Source organism: Modicisalibacter tunisiensis, from assembly GCF_020148005.1.
Taxonomy (GTDB): domain Bacteria; phylum Pseudomonadota; class Gammaproteobacteria; order Pseudomonadales; family Halomonadaceae; genus Modicisalibacter; species Modicisalibacter tunisiensis.
Genome location: NZ_JAGXFD010000001.1, coordinates 425349 through 442819, shown reverse-complemented (window position 1 = coordinate 442819; position 17471 = coordinate 425349). Strand labels below are relative to the sequence as shown.

19 protein-coding genes are annotated in these 17471 nt (G+C 70.5%); 7 read left to right on the top strand and 12 right to left on the bottom strand.

Annotation, left to right across the window (positions count from 1 at the left end; translation table 11 throughout):
- Window positions 1–18 precede the first annotated feature (18 nt).
- Window positions 19–426 (bottom strand): hypothetical protein, encoded by a 408-nt coding sequence (locus KGQ91_RS02015; RefSeq protein ID WP_224416477.1) that lies wholly within the window; start codon window positions 424–426, stop codon window positions 19–21.
- 175 nt (window positions 427–601) lie between these two features.
- On the opposite strand from KGQ91_RS02015, the gene KGQ91_RS02010 reads away from it, so the two are divergent.
- The 4 genes from KGQ91_RS02010 to tal all read left to right on the top strand — a co-directional run bounded on the left by KGQ91_RS02010 (window position 602) and on the right by tal (window position 4109).
- Window positions 602–940 (top strand): PepSY domain-containing protein, encoded by a 339-nt coding sequence (locus KGQ91_RS02010; protein ID WP_224420150.1) that lies wholly within the window; start codon window positions 602–604, stop codon window positions 938–940.
- A 7-nt stretch (window positions 941–947) separates the two neighbouring features.
- Window positions 948–1619 (top strand): winged helix-turn-helix domain-containing protein, encoded by a 672-nt coding sequence (locus KGQ91_RS02005; RefSeq protein ID WP_224416479.1) that lies wholly within the window; start codon window positions 948–950, stop codon window positions 1617–1619.
- Window positions 1616–2992 carry a sensor histidine kinase gene (locus tag KGQ91_RS02000; RefSeq protein WP_224416480.1) on the top strand — a complete coding sequence of 459 codons (1377 nt, stop codon included), beginning with the start codon at window positions 1616–1618 and terminating at the stop codon, window positions 2990–2992. Before KGQ91_RS02005 ends, KGQ91_RS02000 begins: the two co-directional genes overlap by 4 nt.
- A 163-nt stretch (window positions 2993–3155) precedes the next feature.
- On the top strand, window positions 3156–4109 hold the full coding sequence (gene tal, locus KGQ91_RS01995) for a transaldolase (RefSeq protein ID WP_224416481.1): 954 nt from the start codon (window positions 3156–3158) through the stop codon (window positions 4107–4109).
- Window positions 4110–4250: 141 nt separating this feature from the next.
- Here the strand turns inward: tal and KGQ91_RS01990 are convergent, their stop codons facing one another.
- Together KGQ91_RS01990 and KGQ91_RS01985 are read right to left on the bottom strand one after the other, a co-directional pair.
- The gene (locus KGQ91_RS01990) at window positions 4251–4832 is read right to left on the bottom strand and encodes a YceI family protein (protein ID WP_224416482.1); all 582 of its coding nucleotides are present in this window, start codon (window positions 4830–4832) and stop codon (window positions 4251–4253) included.
- Complete coding sequence (locus KGQ91_RS01985) at window positions 4829–5398, bottom strand: cytochrome b (protein ID WP_224416483.1); 570 nt, start codon at window positions 5396–5398, stop codon at window positions 4829–4831. The genes KGQ91_RS01990 and KGQ91_RS01985 overlap by 4 nt, the downstream gene beginning before the upstream one ends.
- A gap of 47 nt (window positions 5399–5445) precedes the next feature.
- Here KGQ91_RS01985 and KGQ91_RS01980 point away from each other — a divergent pair, with 47 nt between their 5' ends.
- Window positions 5446–6216: a YceI family protein gene (locus tag KGQ91_RS01980; protein ID WP_224420149.1), complete on the top strand. Its 771-nt coding sequence runs from the start codon at window positions 5446–5448 to the stop codon at window positions 6214–6216.
- A 4-nt stretch (window positions 6217–6220) separates the two neighbouring features.
- Here the strand turns inward: KGQ91_RS01980 and KGQ91_RS01975 are convergent, their stop codons facing one another.
- The 6 genes from KGQ91_RS01975 to KGQ91_RS01950 form a co-directional block, all read right to left on the bottom strand.
- The gene (locus tag KGQ91_RS01975) at window positions 6221–7222 is read right to left on the bottom strand and encodes an LLM class flavin-dependent oxidoreductase (RefSeq protein ID WP_224416485.1); all 1002 of its coding nucleotides are present in this window, start codon (window positions 7220–7222) and stop codon (window positions 6221–6223) included.
- A 444-nt stretch (window positions 7223–7666) separates the two neighbouring features.
- The gene (locus KGQ91_RS01970) at window positions 7667–8332 is read right to left on the bottom strand and encodes a tetratricopeptide repeat protein (RefSeq protein WP_224416486.1); all 666 of its coding nucleotides are present in this window, start codon (window positions 8330–8332) and stop codon (window positions 7667–7669) included.
- 27 nt (window positions 8333–8359) lie between these two features.
- Window positions 8360–9145, bottom strand: coding sequence for an SDR family oxidoreductase (locus tag KGQ91_RS01965; protein ID WP_224416487.1), 786 nt, complete (start codon window positions 9143–9145; stop codon window positions 8360–8362).
- On the bottom strand, window positions 9132–9812 hold the full coding sequence (locus tag KGQ91_RS01960) for an iron-containing redox enzyme family protein (RefSeq protein WP_224416488.1): 681 nt from the start codon (window positions 9810–9812) through the stop codon (window positions 9132–9134). Before KGQ91_RS01960 ends, KGQ91_RS01965 begins: the two co-directional genes overlap by 14 nt.
- Complete coding sequence (locus KGQ91_RS01955; protein WP_224420148.1) at window positions 9809–11305, bottom strand: AMP-binding protein; 1497 nt, start codon at window positions 11303–11305, stop codon at window positions 9809–9811. The genes KGQ91_RS01960 and KGQ91_RS01955 overlap by 4 nt, the downstream gene beginning before the upstream one ends.
- Window positions 11298–11999: a thermostable hemolysin gene (locus KGQ91_RS01950; protein WP_224420147.1), complete on the bottom strand. Its 702-nt coding sequence runs from the start codon at window positions 11997–11999 to the stop codon at window positions 11298–11300. Before KGQ91_RS01950 ends, KGQ91_RS01955 begins: the two co-directional genes overlap by 8 nt.
- A gap of 259 nt (window positions 12000–12258) precedes the next feature.
- Between KGQ91_RS01950 and KGQ91_RS01945 the strand changes: the two genes are divergently transcribed.
- A complete protein-coding gene (locus KGQ91_RS01945) occupies window positions 12259–13893 on the top strand; it encodes a BCCT family transporter (RefSeq protein WP_224420146.1) in 1635 nt (544 codons plus the stop codon).
- Between the two features lie 111 nt (window positions 13894–14004).
- Entirely contained in the window at window positions 14005–14190 is a 186-nt protein-coding gene (locus tag KGQ91_RS01940) for a hypothetical protein (protein WP_163650418.1), read from the top strand.
- 5 nt (window positions 14191–14195) lie between these two features.
- Here KGQ91_RS01940 and KGQ91_RS01935 read toward each other — a convergent pair whose 3' ends face one another.
- From KGQ91_RS01935 to aguA, 3 genes are all read right to left on the bottom strand, one after another.
- On the bottom strand, window positions 14196–14621 hold the full coding sequence (locus tag KGQ91_RS01935) for a hypothetical protein (RefSeq protein WP_224420145.1): 426 nt from the start codon (window positions 14619–14621) through the stop codon (window positions 14196–14198).
- Window positions 14622–14733: 112 nt separating this feature from the next.
- Window positions 14734–16236 (bottom strand): CoA-acylating methylmalonate-semialdehyde dehydrogenase, encoded by a 1503-nt coding sequence (locus KGQ91_RS01930; RefSeq protein WP_224420144.1) that lies wholly within the window; start codon window positions 16234–16236, stop codon window positions 14734–14736.
- Window positions 16237–16356: 120 nt separating this feature from the next.
- Window positions 16357–17469 (bottom strand): agmatine deiminase, encoded by a 1113-nt coding sequence (aguA, locus tag KGQ91_RS01925; RefSeq protein ID WP_224420143.1) that lies wholly within the window; start codon window positions 17467–17469, stop codon window positions 16357–16359.
- Window positions 17470–17471 lie beyond the last annotated feature (2 nt).

Sequence of the window (17471 nt, the reverse complement as noted above, 5' to 3'; positions counted from 1 at the left end):
AAGAGGGGACGGTGCGGATCAGGCCGTGTGAACGGACGTCGCCGGATCGCCGATCTCGACATGCCCCGTGGAGTCGACAGCGAGAGACGCGAATCGTTGCATGGGGGCATGGCGGGCGGTGTCGAGGGTACGGGTGAGTTCGGTGCCGGACAGCTGCCAGGCGGCGGCGTCGTCCCGGGCGGTCAGCGTGCCGTCGCGCATCAGCCGCTCGGCCGTGGCCTGCCAGGCGTCGTCGTGGCGTGCCTCCAGCGCCAGATGGCCGGGACGGGCCTCGAGCTGCCGATAGGCCGGGCGACTCTGCGGCTCGCCCCGGGCGTGCAGGGCGTCGAGCCTGTCAGGAGAAAGGCCGCCCTCCTCGGCCAGGGCCAGACCGGAAAGCCCGCCGGTGAAGGCGACGGGAAGCATCATCAGGCGCAATGGTGTCATGGCGAGTCTCCTTGTCGTGCAACGAATGCCGATGCGTCGGTCCGTCGACCGTCGGCGTCAGACCCCGTTGTACTCCGCGTCACCTTGCCGTGAGCTGAAGAATGCGTTCATGGTGGGTTCATGCGGCAGGGACGATTCATGATGCATTCAGGCGGACGCTGGCAGGATAGGGACCATGAACGCATGCAATCGTCTCCTGGCGACCGGCGTCGTCGTGCTGGGCACGGCGCTGGTCAGCCTGCCCCCGGCCGCGGCCGAGGATGACTGGCACGGCCTGCACGACGCCGTCCGCGCCGGGCGGCTGGTGGCGCTGCCCGGCGTGCTCGACTGGCTGCAGCAGCGCTACGCGGGTCAGGTTCTGGAGGTCGAGCTCGAGCACGAGGACGAGGCCATCCGGTACGATATCGAGATGATCGGCCCCGATGGGCAGCTGGTCGAGTTCGTCTTCGATGCCGCGACCGGCGAGCTGGTCGACAGTCGAGGGCAGGATATCGACGCCATGAAACGACGCTGACAACATCATGAAGATTCTACTGGTCGAAGACGATCGGGCGCTGGCCGAGGCGCTCGGCGAGGCCCTGCGCGATGCCGGCTTGCTCGTGGAGATCGCCGGCACCGGCGGCGAGGCCGACTTTCTGGTACGCACCGAGCGCTACGATGCCGTGGTGCTCGACCTGGGGCTGCCCGACGGCGACGGTACCCGCTGGCTGGGGCAGTGGCGCGACGACGCCATCGACCTGCCGGTGCTGGTGCTCACCGCCCGCGAGCGCTGGTCGGACAAGGCGGCGGGCTTCTCCGCCGGTGCCGACGATTACGTCACCAAGCCGTTCGAGACCGCCGAGGTACTGTTCCGCCTGCGGGCATTGGTACGGCGCAGCCACGGCCACGCGCACCCGGTGCTGACGCTCGGCGAGCTGACCTACGACACCCACTCCGCCAGCGTCAGCGTCGCCGGACGGCCGGTGACGCTGACCGCCCAGGAGTCGCGACTGCTCGCCTACCTGATGCATGCCGCGCCGCGCATCGTCAGCCGCGCCGAGCTCGCCGAGCACGTCTACGACCGTGATCAGGAGCCCGACTCCAACGTCATCGACGTGCAGATCAGCCGGCTGCGCCGCAAGCTGGGCAGCGGTCGCATCGAGACGCTGCGCGGCCAGGGCTATCGCGCCGTGGCCCTCGAGGGCGAGGGGTGACGGCACGCCTGCGCGCCTGGCTGGCCCGGCCGGCCGGCTGGACGCTGGGTCAGCGGCTGCTCGCCGCGGCGCTGGCGCTGGTGCTGGTGGTGCTGCCACTGGCCGGGCTGGGGCTGGCCTACAACTTCCGCGAATCGGCGACCGCCGCCTTCGACCAGCGGTTGTCCTCGCTGCTGCAGGTGGTGCTGGCGGACCTGGGCCACGATGCGCGCAACGACCGGCTGACGATGACGCGCTCGCTGGGCGATGCGCGTTTCGAGCGGGTGTTCTCCGGCTGGTACTGGCAGGTCACCGACCGTCACGATACCGCACTGGTCTCGCGCTCGCTGTGGGATCAGCGGCTGCCGGTGACCACGGTCGACGGGGTCAGCGTGCGCGACATCCGGGGGCCGCGCGGCGAGCCGCTGCGCGTCATCGAGCGCGATGTGCGGCTGCCGGGCTGGCCCCGCACCCTGCATGTCAGCGTCGCCGTCTCCCGCGAGGAACTCGACGCCGAGGTGGCGCGCTTCGAGTGGCTGCTGGGCCTGTCGCTGCTGGCGCTGGGGGCGCTGCTGCTCGGCGGCCTGGCGCTGCAGATCCGCTGGGGTCTGGCGCCGCTGCGGCGCCTGCATGCGGACCTCGAGCGTGTCGAGTCCGGGGCGGGCGAGCGTCTGGATACCCGCCTGCCCGGGGAGCTCAGCGAACTGGCCGGGGCCATGAACGAGGTGCTCGAGCGCGACCGTCGGCTGATCGAGCGCGGCCGCAGCGCCGCCGGCAACCTGGCGCATGCCCTGAAGACCCCGGTCAGCGTGCTGAGGACCGTCTCCGAGCGCCTGCCCGAGGCCCAGCGCCGCCAGGTGCACGACGAGCTGGGGCGCATCGACGAGGCGGTGCGTCACCATCTTGCCCGGGCCTCGGCGGCGGGCGGCGCGACGCTCACCGGCCGGGTCAGGGTCGGCGAGGCGATCGCCCCGGTGGTCGACGGCCTGGCGCGGCTGGCCGGGCGCCGGGGCATCGCGCTCGAGCGCGATCTGGACGACGCGCTGACGGTGCGCATGGACCCGCAGGATCTCCAGGAGCTGGTCGGCAACCTGCTCGACAACGCCCTGCGCTGGGCGAACTCGCGGGTGCGGCTGAGCCTGCACGAGGCGGCCGGCGCGGCGGTACTGTGCATCGAGGACGACGGCCCGGGGATGACCGCCGAGCAGCGTCGCGCGGCGCTGGCGCGCGGCGCCCGCCTCGACGAGCACCGCTCGGGCTCGGGGCTGGGCCTGGCGATCGTCGAGGACCTGATGAGCCTCTACGGCGGCTCGCTGAGCCTCGAGACCGCCTCGCTCGGTGGCCTGGCGGCACGGGTCGAGCTGCCCGGCGGACGGACGCCGGGGCGGCGCTGAGGTGCATCGGCAAGCGCGATGACGCCGGGTAGGGTTGGGTTGGTTGATAGGGGGCGCGGTATGATGAGCTCTATCACCGCTACCGGCAGGCGCTGCAGGCGCACCATGCCGTGGCGCCGTGATCGCGGATGCATTCATTGAACGACAGTCAGGACGACAAGCCATGACCCAACTCGACGCGCTGAAACGCCTTTCCCTGGTGGTTGCCGATACCGGTGACCTGGAAGCCATCCGCCGTTATCAGCCCCACGATGCCACCACCAACCCGTCGCTGATTCTCAAGGCCTTCGACCTGCCCGGCCATCAGGCGCTGATCGACGAGACGCTGGCGCAGGTGAAGCAGGACGTCGCCGATGCCGAGACGCGCATCGAGCAGGCCGTGGACCGGCTGTCGGTGGCGATCGGCAGCGAGATCGCCGGCATCGTGCCCGGTCGCGTCTCCACCGAGGTACCGGCGCGGCTGTCCTTCGATCGCGAAGCGAGCATCGCCAAGGCGCACCGGCTGATCGCGCTCTACGAGCGTCACGGCGTGGACCGCGAGCGGATCCTCATCAAGCTGGCCGCGACCTGGGAAGGTATTCGTGCCGCCGAGGTGCTCGAGAAGGAGGGCATCCAGTGCAACCTGACCCTGCTGTTCTCGGAAGCCCAGGCGCAGGCCTGCTTCGACGCCGGCGTGTACCTGATCTCGCCGTTCGTCGGCCGGGTCACCGACTGGTACAAGAAGGAGACCGGCGAGGACTACACGCCGGAGACCGACCCCGGCGTGCGCTTTGTGCGCGGGGTGTGCGACACCGCCAGCCGCTACGGCTACGCCACCGTGGTGATGGGGGCGAGCTTCCGCAATACGGGCCAGGTGCTGGCGCTGGCCGGCTGCAATCGCCTGACCATCTCGCCGGCGCTGCTCGAGGAGCTGGCCTCGAGCGACGGCGAGGTCGAGCGCAAGGTCAGCGATATCGGCGACAAGACCGAGCGCCTGACGCCGCTCACCGAGGCCCAGTTCCGCTGGGGCCACAACCAGGACGCCATGGCCAACGACAAGCTGGCCGAGGGCATCCGTCGCTTCGCCGACGACCAGCGCAAGCTCGAGGGCCTGATCGCCGAGCGCCTCGAGGGCTGAACGACCTCGCTGGTCCATCCCGTTGCGTGAATGAAAGCGAGCCCGGCCACCCGGTCGGGCTTGCTTCATGCAGGGCGTCAGCCTGAGCGAGGGGGCGCCGGCACAGGGCCGGGTGAGGCGATGGCCGGCCGAGGCGGCGGATCATGGCGGGCTCGCCGGGACCAGCTTGAGCGAGAAGCTCAGTTCCACCTCGGCGCCCACCCAGCGGGTGCCGGCCCAGCGGCCTTGGCCGACGTCGAAGTCGCGACGGTCGAGGGCGGCCGTGCCGCGGGCCTCGGCCTGCCGACCGTCGTTGTCGACCCGGAACGTGAAGGGGGCCGCCAGGGGCTGGCTGACGCCGTGCAGGGTCAGGGTGCCCCTGGCCCGATAGTGCTGCCCGCCCAGCGATTCGAAGTCGCTCGCCTGATAGCGGGCCCGGGGGTAGTGGGAGACGTCGAGGAACTCGGGGCCGCGCAGGGTGGCGTCGCGGGTGGCATTGCGCGTGTCCAGCGAGTCGAGATCGACCTCGACCTCGAGCTCGCCCTGTGCCTGGTCGGGATCGAAACAGGCCTGCACCGTGAAGCGCCGGAACCGGCCGTGTGCCGGGGCGCCGGCCTGCTTGCCGGTGAATTCAAGCTGGCTGTCCGCGGCGTCCTGGGTCCAGCACGGCGGCCCGGCCAGCGCCGGCGTGGCCATGACCAGCGCCAGCAGTATCGCCGGCGCCACCAGCCAGTCTCGCATCATGACTGCCGCTCCCGCCGGCCCCATCGGCCGGGCAGCATGCGCAGCAGCACCGTGTCGCGCCTGACCTGGTGGTGCCAGAGTGCCGCCGCCACGTGCAGGGCCACTGTCAGCACCAGCAGCAGCGACAGGCCGATGTGTACACGGAGCAAGGCGTCGGCCAGTGGTTCGGAGACGCCGACCAGGTCCGGCAGTGTGATCCAGCCGAACCAGCTCACCGAGATGCTCGACGCCGACGAGAACAGCCAGCCGGTGACCGGCAGGGTGAACAGCAGCAGGTAGAGCAGGCCATGGCTGGCGTGGGCCAGACCGCGCTCGGCACAACGCATGTCGCCCGGCAGGGGCGGTGGCGGATTCCAGCCGCGCCACGCCAGGCGCAGCAGCGCCAGGCCGAACAGGGTGATGCCCAGGGACTTGTGACGGGCCAGCACGACCAGCTGCTCGAAGCCTGTCCCCAGCCGCACGCCGTAGAGGCCGATGCCATACTGGACGACGAGCAGCACGGCAATCAGCCAGTGGAAGCCCTGGGCCATGGCACCGTAGCGGTCGGGACTGTTTCGCCACTGCATCGGAACACTCCCCGTCATCGAAGACCTGGAAGCGGAGGAACCCCATCATGTGCAAGCGTCGTCGCCTCCCCGCAAACCTGCAAGTCATGCGCCTGCTGATCGCGGGGGCGATACTGGCCCTCGGCCTGGCGGGCTGTGCCGGCGGCCCGTCGCCCGGCGAAGCGTCGCCCGGCGAGGCGTCGCCCGGCGAACCTGGGCCCCGGACACTGGCGACCGCCAGGCCCCTGCCGACCCAGGGGGCGACGGAGTACCGAATCCTGCCCGAGTCATCGGAGCTGCGGCTGCGTGTTTACCGTGGCGGGCCGCTGGCCGATCTTGGCCACAATCACGTGATCGTCACCTCGCGGATCGAGGGCCGCCTCTACCTGCAGCCGCAGCTCGCCGACTCCGGGTTCGCGTTGCGCGTGTCCGTCGACGGCTTCCAAGTGGACCCCGCGCAGGCCCGGGGGCAGGAGGGCAAGGACTTCGCGGGCCAGCTTTCCGCCGAGGACCGGCAGGCCACGAAGGACAACATGCTGGGCCCCGAGGTGCTCGATGCGAAGGCCTATCCGAGCATCACGCTGCGCAGCCTCGGTCTGACCGGGCCACCGTGGTATCCACGGATCACCTTGCGCATCACGCTGCACGGTGTCAGCCGGGACTATGTGGTGCCCACCGCCATCGTTCGCGAGCCGGGCCGGCTGGCCGCCATCGGCGGGCTGCACATCCGGCAGAGCGACTTCGGCATCACGCCGTTCACCGCCCTCGGCGGTGGGCTGCGGGTCAAGGACGGCGTGGACATCGCCTTCCACTTCGTGGCGGCGCCCGTGGCTAACTAGCCGTTCAGGCCCCGTCGCCGCGCAGGCCACCGACGATCTCGAAGGAGCGGCGCCGATCCTCGGGATCGTAGACATCGGTGACTAGCATCAGCTCGTCGGCCCGGGTCTGTTCCAGGATCGTCTCCAGTCCCTGGCGGACGCTCTCCGGGCCGCCCACCACGGCGGCGCCCAGGTTCTGCATCACCGCGGCGCGCTCGCGGGGTGACCAGTCGAGGCTCTCCACCGGCGGGGCCGAGCGCAGGCTGCGACCGCGAATCAGGTTGAGGAACTTCTGCTGGGCGGTGGTCGCCAGATAGGCCGCCTGAGCGTCGCTGTCGGCGGCGATCAGCGGCAGGCCGACCATGGCGTAGGGCGCGTCGAGCACCGCCGAGGGCTGGAACTGGCTGCGATACAGGTGCAGTGCCTCGAGCAGGTAGCCGGGGGCGAAGTGCGAGGCGAAGGCGAAGGGCAGGCCCAGCCGGGCGGCCAGCTGGGCGCTGAAGCCGCTCGAGCCGAGCAGCCAGAGGGGCACATGGGTGCCCTGGCCGGGGACCGCCCGGATGCGCTGGTTCGGGGCCGGGTCGTCGAGATAGCCGCGCAGCTCCTCGAGGCGGTCGGGGAAGTCGTTGACGCCGGCGTAGGGGTCGCGGCGCAACGCCGCCATGGTCGCCCCGTCGGAGCCCGGGGCGCGGCCCAGGCCCAGGTCGATGCGCCCGGGGTAGAGGGTCTCCAGGGTGCCGAACTGCTCGGCGATCACCAGCGGCGGATGGTTGGGCAGCATGATGCCGCCGGCGCCGACGCGAATCCGCGAGGTGGCGCCGGCGATATGGCCGATCAGCACGCTGGTCGCGGCACTGGCGATCCCATCCATGTTGTGGTGCTCGGCCAGCCAGTAGCGGGTGAAGCCCAGCGCCTCGACCTGGCGGGCCAGGTCGACGCTGGCGGCGAAGGTGTCGGCGATGCTCGCGTTCTGGCGGATCGGCGCCAGGTCGAGCACGGACAGCGGGGCGGAAGCGAGTCGGGACATGCGGAACCTCGGTGGAGCGATCGGGTGAGTCGTCAGGAAAACACTGCATAAATGGCTGCGCGGGCAAATCACGTCGTTGTGCGGTGCTGGTACGCCAGCCCGGACGGAATCCTCGCCTATACCCCATAGGCTCCGGTTCCTGTGCGCCGTACGCCTCGTGCTTCACGCCGCTCGCCAATTTATTCAGCGATTCCTTAGTCGGCTCAATATTTCTCCACTCTGGGGGCGTGGGGCCGGCAACACAAGTCCCGGCCTCGCCCCAACGCTATCGTGGATAGCTGCAGCATGACTCGGGCTGATCCGTCGGCAGGTCTACGAGGGGCGCTATAGACCCTTCCCTGGGCGCTACTTTGGCCATCCATGGCCAAAAACCCCCTCTACACCCTGCCGACGGCGCCCTCGTCATCCTTGACCGCGATAGCCCCGCCTCACTACCGGGCAACGTCAGTCCAGCTTGTCGAGCAGGGCGTGGATCTGCGCGCGACGCCCCTGGTCGGCGATCTCGCGGCCCGGGCGCGGCGCGGCCTTCAGGGCCTTCTTCAGGGCCCGGCGGGCCTCGGCGTCGTGGCCCTGATCATGCTGGTAGTCGCCCCAGAAGTAGAGCGGGTCGATGCCGCCGGGGTCGAGCGACAGCCCCTTCTGCAGCATCGCCCGGGCCTTGTCGTCGTCGCCGAAGCCGATCGGCCAGCCGGGCACCTGGTAGTACAGGACGCCGAGGCTGGTGTAGGCCGAGCCGTCGAGCGCCGAGCCGTCCAGCGACAGCGCCTTCTCCAGATCCTTCCTGGCCTCCTTGACCAGCGACAGCGCCCCCAGCCCGCCCTTGGCGCCGGCCTCGCTGCTGCGGATGATCCCGGCCCAGATGTACAGCTCGGCGGCTTCGGGGTGCTGGTCGATCAGCGTCTCGGCGCGTTGGTAGAGCTGGTCGAAGCCGTCGACGCGCTTGTTCTCCGGCGTGCGGTACTGGATCCGCGCCCAGCGGCTCTGCAGTTCGTGCACGCCGCCGGCGACGGCGTCGCTCATCGCCCAGGCGCCGGGCGAGAGGGTCAGGGCCAGGCCGGCGATCGCCGCAAGGCGGCGCACATGATGGAAGAAGCGGGAGGTAGCTGACATGGTCGGTCTCCGGGATTCTTGCCGCGCTCAGGCGCGGCTGGCGAAGCGTTGGATGGTGGCCAGCTGACGCCGCAGGGCGCGGTCGACCACGCCGGGCAGCAGGGCGTTGACCCGCACGAACAGCCGCTCGGGCCAGCCCAGATGACGGTCCGTGGCGCCGTGCTCGACGCTCTCGAGCACGGCGCGGGCGACGCTTTCCGGGGCGTCCACGGCGTTGCCCAGCTCGGCGTTCATGGCGTCCACGGCGGGGTCGTTCATCGTCGTGCGCGTGGCCCGCGGGGCGACGTAGTGGACATTAATCGCGGTATCGGCCAGCTCGCGGCGCAGGGCCTGGGAGAAGCCGCGCAGCGCGGCCTTGCTGGCGCAGTAGCTGGCATAGCCCGGATAGCCGATGGCGCCGAAGGTCGAGCCGAGGTTGACGATCCAGGCCTCGTCGGCGGCATGCAGCAGCGGCAGCAGGGCCTGGGTGAGCAGCAGCGTGGCGGTGACGTTGAGCTCGATCAGCGTCTCGACGCTTTCCGGCGGCTGGTGGGCGAACAGGCCGAAGTGATTGAGACCGGCGGCGTTGATCAGGGTGTCGATGTCGGCCTGGTCGGCGGCGGCGACGATGCGCCGGCGATCCGCGGCATCGCACAGGTCGGCGGCGAGCCAGTCGCAGGGTACCGGAACCCGCTCGGCGAGCCGGCGCAGGGCCGTTTCGTCGCGGCCGACCAGCAGCAGGCGGGCGCCGCGTTCGGCGAGGGCCTCCACCAGTGCGCCGCCGATGCCGCCGCTGGCGCCGGTGATCAGGACGCGACGATCAGACCAGTGCATGGGCCAGGGCCTCCGTGGTGTCGTGGGCGTCGAGCCCGCGGAACATGGCGCCGTAGAGGCGATAGACCATGCGCGCGGTGTCGATCACGGCGGTCAGGTCGGCGGTGTCCAGGCGGTCGATCAGCCCCTGGAAGAAGGCCAGGTGGCCGACGTCGAGTTCGCCGTGGGAATCCAGGTAGCGGAAGGCCTCCGGCGGCAGGCCGAGCCCCTCGCGGATCGCTCCGGCGGCGCGGGTGGCCAGCGCGGTGCTGGTGCCCTCGAGCACGAAGACCATGCCGAAGAAGCCCACCGGATTGTCGTGGGCGATCACGTCGCGCACGTGGCGGACCATCAGCTCGGTGGCCGGGGCGGGGCGGCCGGCCGCGACCTGCTGCGGATCGCCGCCGGCGGCGAGGATGTCGTCGAGGATCCAGTGCTGGTGGCCGTGCTCCTCGGCGATGTACTCGACCAGGGCGTCGCGCAGCCACTCCTGGCGGGCGGGCAGCCGGGCGCCGCAGGCCATCATCAGCGGCACCGTGTGGCGGACGTGGTGATAGGCCTGGCCGAGGAAGGCCAGGTAGGTGACGCGGTCGATGCGCCCCTCGAGGGCGCGCCGGATGACCGGCGTGGCGAGCAGCCAGTCGCGTTCGGCGCGGGTCGCCTGCTCGAGTTGCTGGTAGGCGCTCATGGCGTGTTCTCCGGTTGAATCGGCGGTTCGGTCGCTGGCGGCGTGGCCCGGGGAGCGAGCGGGGCGTCGAGCCAGTCGCGGTATCGCGCGGCCAGCGCCTCGCGTCGCAGCCGGCCGTTGGCGGTGCAGAGTCCCTCGGCCGGGGTGAAGGGGGCACCGCGCCGCCAGTGGGTGACGCGGGCGTAGTCCGGCAGCCGGGCATTGGCGGCGGCCACGGCGGTCGCGAGCCGGGCCTCGTCGATGGCGGCGTGGGCCGGCACCAGCAGGGCGCGATTGGCGGGCAGCGCCTCGCCGTGCACCCAGGCCTGGGCGATCGCCGGCTCGGCGGTGAGCTCGGCCTCGACCCAGGCCGGGTCGACGTTGCGGCCGTAGGCGGTGATGAACAGCTGCTTGCGTCGTCCCTCGAGAATCAGCCGGCCGTCCTCCCGGCGGCCCAGGTCGCCGGTGGGCCAGGCCGTCGGCATCGGCGACTCGTCGCCGAGGTAACCGAGCATCAGGTTGCCGGCGACCCGGATCTCGCCATCCGCGGCGAGGCTGACGCGGACATGGGGCAGGGGGCGGCCCACGCTGCCGGGCTTGTCGTCGCCGGGGCGGTTGACGCTGACCACCGAGGCGCATTCGGAGAGCCCGTAGCCCTCGAAGGCCGGCCAGCCGATGCCGCGAGCGCGTTCCAGCAGGTGCGGCGAGACCCGGGCGCCGCCCACGGCGAGAAAGCGTCCGGGGAAGCGCGCCGGGCCGCCAGGGTCGGCGAGCAGCGCCTCGAGCAGCTGCGGCACCAGGATCAGGCTGTGTGGCCGATGGTGTTCGAGCTGGCGTCGTGCGGCCGTCACGTCGAAACCGCTGGCGCCCTGCCAGCCGAGCGCGGCCAGCCCCGGCAGCACACTGGTCGCCCCCATCCACAGCGGGGCGTAGAGCCCGCCGACGTTCTCCAGCAGGGTGGCCAGCGGCAGCATGCCCAGATGGCGCTGCACGCGGCACTCGGCGGCGATCTCGGCCAGGCTCTCGGCGACCCGCAGCGGGGCCTCGGCGTCCAGGCACACGCCCCTGGGCGTGCCGCTGGTGCCCGAGGTGAAGGTGATCTTGGCGGTGTCGGCGGGCAGCGCGGGGGGCGTGTCGACCCGGCGCCGGGCCAGCGCCGGGTCCGGGCCGGGGGTGAAGCCCAGCGCCTCGCCGAGTTCGGGCGGGCCGATCAGGGCGTCGAGCCCGGCCTGTCGGGTGACGTGGGCGAGCTGGGCGGGCGAGAAGAAGCCCGGCAGGGGCACGTTGACCCGGCCGGCGACCAGCAGCGCCAGATCCCACAGCGCCCAGTCGATGCCGTTGTCCAGGGCCAGGCCGACACGCCCGGCATCGACGGCCTGCAGGCGCGCGACGCGGGTGTCGATCTCGGCGATCAGCGCGGCGTAGCTCAGCCGCCGACGGGCGTCCTCGAGCGCGACGGCCGTCGGGCGGGTGCGCGCCAGGCGCGTCAGGTGGCGGTGAAAGCGCTCAGACATGGACACAGTCCGGCAGCGCGGTGTCGTCGTGCCCGCGCGCAGGCGGCGCGTGCCGGGGTGGCGAGGGTCGGGCGGCCAGGGGCGCGGTGGCGTCGGCGCGATGCGCCTGCAGGTGCCGCCAGGCGCGGGCCATGTCGCCGCCCATCACCAGTGGCGCGTGGGTGTAGTAGCGCCCCCAGTCGTGACCGGCGTCGCCGAGCCGGCCCGGGTGGGCCTCGGCCAGCGGCCAGGCCTCCAGGCTCAGCCGCTGGAAGGCGTTGCGGACCTGGCGGGTGGCGGTGAACACCAGCCACTGCATGCCTTCGGCGACCAGCGTCTCGATCAGCCGGATGATCAGCGGGCGCAGCAGCCCGCGGCGCCGGGCGGCCAGGTTGCCGACCTCGATCAGCCGCGAGCGGTCGACGGGGGCGGCCAGCACCTCGGCCAGCCGCCGTTCGACGGGGACGTCCAGATAGTGCTCGAGAAACAGGGGATGATCGCCGGCGCGACTCACGCCCAGGGCGGCCTGCAGCACGCCGTCCTGCCACAGCCCGAACAGGCGCGGCTGGAAGTGGTGCAGCCGGGCCCCGTGCTCCCGGGCATAACCGTCGGCGATGAAGGCCTGCAGCGTGGGGCGCTCCGCCTCGCTGGCCTCGCGCCAGACCCGCGTCGATGGGCCTGGCAGCGGTACGGCCGGGCGCTGGGAGTCGTGCATGGCATCACCCTCGGACAGGAAGCTTGGGAATAGCCTGATGGCCGGGCCTTAACGGTCTCTTAATAGCGGTGAACAGAACGATACGGTCGCAGGGTGGCGCGCCCCGGCGATCTGAACGACCTTGGTGGTGACAGGTCGGGATGCCGGCGGTAGTGTCGGGGCCCGCCTGCCCGTGGTGCGCGATGGAGGCGCAGGCCACGGCAGTCAGCATGTGATCGCCACGGCGATTGACTGCGTATTCTCAGGACGAGGAGACATCATGGCCAATCTGGGTCGGCAGCGCGTGTTTCTCGCGTCTGCCCTTATCATCATGGCGCTGGTCGGCACGGGGGCGGCCTTCCCCGACCGGTTCGGCACCGCCGCCAACACGGCGCTCGATGCCATCGGCCGCTATTTCGGCTGGTTCTATCTGTTCTCGGTGTTCGGCTTCGTGATCTTCCTGATCGCGCTGGCGCTGAGCAAGTACGGCAAGATTCGCCTGGGACCGCAGGACTCCAAGCCCTCGTACAGCTTCTTCTCCTGGGTGGCCATGCTGCTGGCCGCCGGCTTCGGGGTGGGGCTGGTGTTCTACGGCATGGCCGAGCCGATGACGCACTTCCTGCATCCGCCCTTCGGCGATCGCGACCCGGAAACCGCCCAGGCGGCGCGCTACGCCATCCAGTACAGCTTCTTCGACTGGGGCATTCACCAGTGGGCGGCGTTTTCCATCGTCGGCTTGATCATCGCCTACTTCCAGTTCCGCAAGGGGCAGGCCGGGCTGGTCTCCTCGGTGCTGTCGTCGGTGACCGCCAAGCGTCCCGGGCTGCGCAAGCTGGGGCCGGCGCTGGATGTCTTCGCGGTGGTGGCGACGATCATGGGGGTGGCCACCTCGATCGGCCTGGCCGTGCTGCAGATCAACGGCGGCCTGAAGTCGGTGTTCGGTGTCGAGGAGAGCGCCTTCTGGAAGTTCAGCATCATGGGCGCGATGTTCGTCTGCTACATGGCCTCGGCCTGGGGCGGGCTCGACAAGGGCATCAAGCGGCTCTCCAACATCAACCTGGTGCTGTGCTTCGCACTGATGCTCTACGTGCTGGTCACCGGGCCGACGCTGGCGATCCTCAGGACCATCACCCTGGGCATCGGCGACTACCTGCAGCATTTCATCGGCATGAGCCTGCGCACCTCGCCCTTCGAGGAAAGTGGCTGGGCCCGCAACTGGACGGTCTTCTACTGGGCCTGGGTGATCGCCTGGTCGCCGTTCGTGGGCACCTTCGTGGCGCGCATCTCACGGGGGCGCACCATCAAGGAGTACGTGTTCGGCGTGCTGGTCATGCCGCCGCTGCTGGCCTGCCTGTGGATCGGCGTGTTCGGCGGCGCGGCGCTCAACATGGAACTCACCGGCGACGTCGGCCTGGCCGCCGCCACCGACCACAACATCACCTCGGCGCTGTTCCAGATGTTCGACCTGATGCCGTTCACCCCGGTGCTGTCGATCGTCGCGCTGCTGCTGATCTTCATCTTCCTGGTGACCTCCGCCGACTCGGCGACCTATATCGTCGCCCAGATGACCGACGGCGGCTCGATCAACCCGCCGCTCTACAAGCGCATCAGCTGGGGGCTGCTGATCGCCGCGATCTGCCTGACGCTGCTGATCGCCGGCGGCCTGAAGGGGCTGCAGTCGGCCTCGGTGCTCTCGGCGCTGCCGTTCACCTTCATCCTCTACGGCATGGTGTTCGTGCTGCTCAAGGAGCTGCGCGGCGACCGCAAGGCGATGCTCACCGCCCTCTATCGTCGTCACGGCGAGACGCCGGTGGGGGCGGACGTCTTCGAGGCAGACGAGCTCGCCGAGGCCGATCGCTACCGGCGCGCGCCGGAGGTGGTCAATCGCCGCATCAATCCCCGCGAGGGCTTCTGAGCCTGCCGTGCCCGGCCCGGTGCCGGGCACGGCCTCGCCGCATTCGGCACTGGTGAAGCGGTCGGCGGATGCTTATGGTGAGGCGATGACCCCGAGCAACGAAGCCTTCCCATGCCCCAGGCCGGACGCACTCCCCGTCATGCCCGTCGCGGCGCCACCCGGCGGCGTCAACCGCGCCGCCCGGCGCTCGGCCGCCGGCTCGGCAACGGCGATCGGTGGCTCGATATCCTGGTGACGATCAGCGTCGTCACGGCGTTGATCGTCGGCGCCGTCGCCCTGGGCATGGCGCTGCTGTAAGGCGCTCAGGGTCGCGGCGCCCCCTGACGGGCGATGATGCTTCGGATGAAGATCCACATGCCCAGCCCCCAGGCGCCATTGACGATAGCGCCGATCGGCAGGACCGCCGGGACCAGGCCGCGACCCTTGAGCGGGAACACCACCAGCAGGGCGACCAGGGTCAGCACGATGGCGCCGAACAGCCCGCTCTTCCACCACAGGCCGTGCTCGATCTTCCAGCGGGCGAACAGGCCGAGCATGACCACGCCCCAGACGCTGCCCCAGAAACTGGCCGAAAACCACTGCGGCACGCCCAGTGGCGCCACCGGCGACGTGCCGTAGGGCGCGAAGGGGATCACACCGTAGGCGTGCAGCAGGCCCACCGCGGGCTGATGGAAGCAGAGCACGGCGAGAAAGCCGGCGACGAAGGCGAGCAGGATGAAGCGAGACATGGCGGGCTCCCGGGGATGAGTGCCCCTGCCAGTATGGTTCACGATCGGGCGGAATCAGCCCCGATGTTGTGCCGGCGCCTCGGCACCCAGGCCAGACGCCGGCGTCGCCCGCTCAGTGGGTCGGCATGGTGAAGTGGTTGGTCTCCTCACGGATGCCGCTGGGCCAGCGCTGGGTGATGGTCTTCATGCGGGTGTAGAAGCGCACGCCGTCGGGGCCGTGCATGTGCAGCGGGCCGAACAGCGAGCGCTTCCAGCCGCCGAAGCTGTGGAAGGCCATGGGGACCGGGATCGGCACGTTGACGCCGACCATGCCCACCTGGATCCGCTCGCAGTACTGGCGTGCGGCGTCGCCGTCGCGGGTGAAGATCGCCGTACCGTTGCCGTACTCGTGGGCGTTGATCATCGCCACCGCCTCGTCGAAGCTCGCCGCCCGGGCGATCGCCAGTACCGGGCCGAAGATCTCCTCGCGGTGGATGCGCATGCCCGGCTTGACGTGATCGAACAGGGTGCCGCCGATGAAGAAGCCGTTGCCGGCGTTGTCGACCACAGTCTCGCGGCCGTCGATGACCAGTTCGGCGCCTTCGTCCACGCCGGTCTGGATATAGCCGCGGACCTTCTCCAGATGCTCGCGGGTGACCAGCGGCCCCATGTCGTTGTCCGGGCCGTCGACCAGCCCCGGGCCGACGCGGAGGGTGGCGAGCTTCTCGACGAGTTTCCCGCGCAGGCGTTCGGCGGTCTGCTCGCCCACCGGCACGGCCACCGAGATCGCCATGCAGCGCTCGCCGGCACTGCCGTAGGCGGCGCCCATCAGCGCATCCACCGCCTGATCGAGATCGGCGTCGGGCATGATCACCATGTGGTTCTTGGCGCCGCCCAGCGCCTGGACCCGCTTGCCGTGGGCCGAGCCGGTGGCGTAGATGGACTCGGCGATCGGCGTGGAGCCGACGAAGCTCACCGCCTGGACGCGTTCGTCGGTGAGCAGCACGTCGACCGCCTCCTTGTCGCCGTTGATCACGTTGAACACGCCGTCGGGCAGCCCCGCCTCGGTGAGCAGCTCGGCCAGGCGCAGCGGCGTCGACGGATCCTTCTCGGACGGCTTCATGACGAAGGTGTTGCCGCAGGCGAGCGCGATGGGGAACATCCACATCGGCACCATCGCCGGGAAGTTGAACGGCGAGATGCCGGCGCACACGCCCAGCGGCTGCATCAGCGAGAAGCTGTCGACGCCGCTGCCGACGTTCATCGAGTGCTCGCCCTTCTGCAGGTGGGGGATGCCGCAGGCGAACTCGACGACCTCGAGGCCGCGGGTCAGCTCGCCCCGGGCGTCGGAGAACACCTTGCCGTGTTCCTGCGAGATCAGGGTGGCGATCTCGTCGGCATGCTGCTCGACCAGGGCCTTGAACCGGAACAGCACGCGGGCGCGCTTGAGCGGCGAGACCTTCGACCACTCGGCAAACGCCTCGTCGGCGATACGCACGGCCTCGCGGGCCTCGTCGGCGGACGCCAGGCAAACCTGAGCGTGCTGCTCGCCGGTGGCGGGGTTGTAGACCGGGGCGACGCGTTCGCTGCGTCCGGTGACGATCTTGCCGTCGAGGTAGTGCGGAATCTGGTGCATGGGAAGGTCCTTGGCTCGTCGCGTAGTGTCGGTGGGACTGCCTGTGCGGCCCGGTCGCAGGGCCAGCCGGGCCATCCAGTCTCGCACAGCCGGTGGTCGGCGGGCAGACCGACGAGAGTCTCATGGCCGGCAGGGGCGTGCGGCCGGCTGCTGCTGGGTGATGCAGTGGATGTTGCCGCCGCCGAGCAGGATCTCGCGGGCGTCGATGCCGATCACCCGGCGGCCCGGGAACAGCCGTTCGAGGATCGCCCGGGCCGCGTCGTCGTGGGCCGGGTCGAGCCTGGGCATCACCACCACCGAGTTGCCGATGTAGAAGTTGACGTAGGAGCCGGCCAGGCGGTCGCCGCTCTGGCGCGGCCGTGAGCTCGACAGGCGGTCGACGCCGCCGGCCTCGGCTTCGGCGATGGTCAGCGGGCCGGGCATCGGCAGCCGGTGCACGGTGAGCCGCCGCCCGCGGGCGTCGCTGGCGGCCTCGAGAATCGCCAGCGCCTCGCGGGAGATGGCGTGCTGCGGGTCGCGCTCGTCGTCGCACCAGGTCAGCGCCACCTCGCCGGGGGCGACGAAGCAGCACAGGTTGTCGACATGGCCGTCGGTCTCGTCCTGATAGCAGCCGCGCGGCAGCCAGATGATCGTCTCGACCCCCAGATAGGCACGTAGCAGCCGCTCGATCTCGCTGCGATCGAGATCGGGGTTGCGATTGGGGTTGAGCAGGCACTCCTCGGTGGTGATCAGGGTGCCCTCGCCGTCGACGTGAATCGCGCCGCCCTCGACCACCAGCGGGGCGATGAAGCGCTCGATGCCGAGCATATCGGCGATCTTGCGGCGAATGCGGCGGTCCTTGTCCCAGGGAAAGTAGAGCCCGCCGTGTAGCCCGCCCCAGGCATTGAACTCCCAGTCGACCATCGCCAGACGGCCGTCGGGATGGGTGAGGAAGGTCGGTCCCACGTCGCGCATCCAGGCATCGTTGCTGGAGAGTTCGATCACCCGGATGTGGCTCGGCAGGCGGTTGCGGGCGTTCTCGTACTGGTCGTCGTTGACGCCGACGAACACCGTCTCGCTCTCGGCGATCGCCGCGGCCACCTCGACGAACGCGGCCTGGGCCGGCTTGGCGCCGTAGCGCCAGTTGTCGGGACGCTGCGGCCAGAGCATCCAGCAGGCGTCGTGCGGGGTGAACTCGGCGGGCATCCGAAAGCCCAGCTCGGCGGGAGTGAGGGGGGAGACAGGGTGGTTCATGG